At 71.6% G+C, this 3,159-nt stretch carries 5 protein-coding genes; 2 read left to right on the top strand and 3 right to left on the bottom strand.

Annotated features, from left to right (window positions below; genetic code table 11):
• Together VFW24_08760 and VFW24_08755 are read left to right on the top strand one after the other, a co-directional pair.
• On the top strand, nucleotides 1–904 hold a 904-nt coding region (locus tag VFW24_08760; protein ID HEX5266853.1), incomplete at its 5' end, for a hypothetical protein.
• Nucleotides 879–1,343, top strand: a complete 465-nt coding sequence (locus tag VFW24_08755; GenBank protein ID HEX5266852.1) for a response regulator transcription factor — start codon at nucleotides 879–881, stop codon at nucleotides 1,341–1,343. The genes VFW24_08760 and VFW24_08755, both read left to right, overlap by 26 nt.
• Nucleotides 1,344–1,387: 44 nt before the next feature.
• On the opposite strand, the gene VFW24_08750 is transcribed toward VFW24_08755, so the two are convergent.
• The 3 genes from VFW24_08750 to VFW24_08740 form a co-directional block, all read right to left on the bottom strand.
• Nucleotides 1,388–1,858 (bottom strand): SRPBCC family protein, encoded by a 471-nt coding sequence (locus VFW24_08750; GenBank protein ID HEX5266851.1) that lies wholly within the window; start codon nucleotides 1,856–1,858, stop codon nucleotides 1,388–1,390.
• A 37-nt stretch (nucleotides 1,859–1,895) separates the two neighbouring features.
• Nucleotides 1,896–2,618 (bottom strand): MBL fold metallo-hydrolase, encoded by a 723-nt coding sequence (locus tag VFW24_08745; GenBank protein HEX5266850.1) that lies wholly within the window; start codon nucleotides 2,616–2,618, stop codon nucleotides 1,896–1,898.
• The coding region (locus VFW24_08740; GenBank protein ID HEX5266849.1) for a TetR/AcrR family transcriptional regulator at nucleotides 2,615–3,159 on the bottom strand (545 nt) is incomplete at its 5' end. The genes VFW24_08740 and VFW24_08745, both read right to left, overlap by 4 nt.

Raw genomic sequence — 3,159 nt, 5'->3', positions numbered from 1 at the left:
CCTCGCATCCGACCCGGTGGCCGGCCCGGAGCCCGACTTCACCGCCGACCTGGAGGCCCGGCTCCGGATGGCGCACTCCGTTCGCCCCGCCGGTGAGGCCGTCGCTCCCTCGGGGGCGACGACCCGGCGTAGGAGCCGGCGGGCGCCGTCCATCGGCTGGCTGGGCTGGCTGGCGCCGGGGGCCCTCGCCGGCGCCGGGATCGCCGGATTCGTCCTGGTGTCGGGCGGGACCAGCACTGCTCCCCGGCCGACCGGACCGGCGGTCGAGGTGGCCCACGCCGTCGACGCCCAGTCGATAGCCCCGGACGGGAGAACCACCCCGCTGCGGCCGGGGGACCGGCTCCCGGACGGGACGATCGTCCGCACCGGGACCGATGGTCAGGTGGACGCCGACGGGACCGCTCTCGGGCCCGACTCGGAGGCGGTGGTGCACGGCGGCCACCTGACGGTGCTCGGCCACGGTCACCGTCACGCACCGGCGCCGACGGTGACGACGCAGCCCGCCCCGTCCCCGGTGCGGCCGGCCGCGCCCCCGAACGGCGGGACGAGGTCGGGCGGCGAGACGCCGGCTTCGCCCCCGGCACCGTCCCACCCCACCCCGACCGCACCTCCCGGACAGGGTCACGGCCACGCCGCCCCGGCGCAGTTGGACCTGTCGGTCCAGCCCGGGTCCCGCGGGACCGAGCTCACCTGGTCCTCGTACGGTGGACCGGGCCTGTACGGGTACGTCGTGCTGCGGTCGAACCCCCCGGACGACCCGGCCTACCCGCGTGACGTGATCCACTTCGTGCCCGCCGGCAGCCTCAGGTCCTACGCGGATCCGCCGGGGCGGGGCGCCCGCTACCAGATCGATGCCATCGACTCTTCAGGAGACGTACTTGCTGCGAGCGCTGTCGAGCACTGACGAGGAACTCGCGTTCACCGGCGGCCCGCGCCTCCGGGTGATCGTGGCCGACGACCACCCCGAGCTCCGGGATCTCCTCCGGTCGGCGCTGGAGGCCACCGGGGTCATCACGGTCGTGGGCGAGGCCCCCGACGGAGCGACGGCCGTGTGGATGGCCGAGCAGCTGCGGCCCGGGGCGGTGGTGAGCGACCTGTGGATGCCCGTGATGCGCGGCGACGCCGCTCTGCGCACCCTTCGCGACACGATGCCCGGGACCGTGTTGGTCCTGTGCTCGGCGGAGCCCGATCCGGACGCCGTACGCGAATCGCAGGCCGACGTCGTCGTCGACCGCCGCAAGGTCGGCTGGGTGGCGTACCTGTCGGACTCGCTCCTGATTCGCGCCCACAGCGCCGGACCGCCGGACTGGCCCGGATGGGAGCGACGCCAACGACCCAGATGAGGAGCAGTCCCGGCGCACGGGGCGGTCCAGCTCTCGACGGAACCTCAGGCGGGAGCTTCGGCCGCGGCCTTGATCCGCTCGAGGGTCGCGCGCATGGCGGCCTCTCTCTGGCGGTCCCGGTTGACCATGAGGGCGTCCTCGAACAGGCGGGCCGACGGCGGGAGCCATCGGACGTCGAATGACTCCGTGACGGTGGTGCCGGTCCCGTCGGGCTCGAGGCGGTAGGTCCATCGCACCACCTCCCGGTCTCCGTGCAGGGTCGACCACGAGACCTCCCTCCCCGGGTCGGAGGTCTTGACCTCACAGGTCATGGACCAACGCACCGGCCCCCACCGGTTGCGCCCCTTGAACCGGGCTCCCGGCCGTGCGGGTGATCGGGCCCCGTCCAGCCAGGTCACGCGGTAACACTCGGGGCTCCATTCCCCCATGCGATCGAGGTCGGCAACAACTGACCACACCCGCTCGGCAGGGGCGTCGACGTGAACAGAGACCTGTCCCTGCCGGGCGCTGGCCATCTCGTCTGGTCCCTTCTCCTCGTTACCGCGCCGCAGGTCAGAGGGCGGCCGTGATCCGCCGCTGGTACTCGGCGGCCAGGTTCCTCAGGGCACCGGCGCAGTCGCCCCGGAACGACGAGCCGTGCATGAGCGCCAGCGTATTCGGGGCCAGGTCGGCCAGACGCTCCAAGGCGGCGGGAGTCGAGGGAGCCAGGCAGGTGGCGCGGAACATGTCCTCGGCCTCGGCAGCGGGTCCTACGACGTCGTCCTCGGTCAGAGCGGGCCCGTCCCCCAGATGGGTGAACAGGTCTCCGCACAGGAGGGTTCCCGTTCCCTCCTCGTAGAGGACCCGGGCCTCCCATCCGTGTGGAACATGCGGCGTGTCGATGTGGCGGACCCGCTTGGCTCCCAGCTCGATCACTTCACCATCAGCCATCGGCCGGGGCGGCCTGTCGCACATCTCGTTGAGCGACACCATGCAGCCCAGGGCACCGTGGGCCACCTGCGAACGCGGAGCGGCGCCCAGGAGCTCGTTCATGGCGCCACACTCGTCGGACTCGACGTGGCCGAAGGTGATCCACCGCAGTCGCTCGATGGGCATGACCCGCTCGATGGCCTCCGCAACGGACGGGAACATCGACCGGTGGCCGGTGTGGAACAACAGGGGCTCGTCGTCGACGAGGAGGAACTGGTTGAACGTGAAGCCCGTGGGCCCGATCCCGGGCACCAACGTTGATAGCCGGTAGATGTCGGGCCCGATCTCGTCGACCTTGGTCGTCATTTGCTTGCTCCTTTTCTGGGGGACGTCGTCGTTCCCCGGGACGGGTTGCGAGAAGTGCGGCGGGGAGCCTGCAGGCAGTGGGCGAGGAACATGTCGACGGTCTCCCCGATCAGGCCGATCCACCGTTCCCCCCCGGGGTCGTTCGAGATCTGCTGGTCGACCAGGCCGGTCACGAGCGCTGTCCACATGTCCACGTGTCGCGGCTCGGTGATGCCGTTGTCGGCCAGACGCCGGCGGGCGTCCTCCAGTGCCTCCACCGCGTATGCGTACGACTCGGGAGACGGCTCGAAGCCCGGGATGGTCCGCTGGAAGAGCAGCTGGTAGCGCGCCACGTCCTCGGCGCAGAAGCCGACGAAACGCCGGGCCCCGGCCACCAGGTTCTCCCTTGGCCCTTCGTCGGGATAGGGGGCGGCCATGCGGGCCGCGAAATCGGCCGCCGCCTGGCCGAACATGGCGTCGTAGATGTCGTTCTTCGACCCGAAGTAGGCGTACACCGTCGGCGTGGTGATCCCCGCCCGGCTGGCCAGGTCGCGCATCGAGA

The organism is Acidimicrobiales bacterium (genome assembly GCA_036273495.1).
GTDB lineage: Bacteria > Actinomycetota > Acidimicrobiia > Acidimicrobiales > JAJPHE01 > DASSEU01.
Note: the sequence above shows the minus strand (reverse complement) of the source record. Positions and strands in the feature narration are given on the sequence as shown.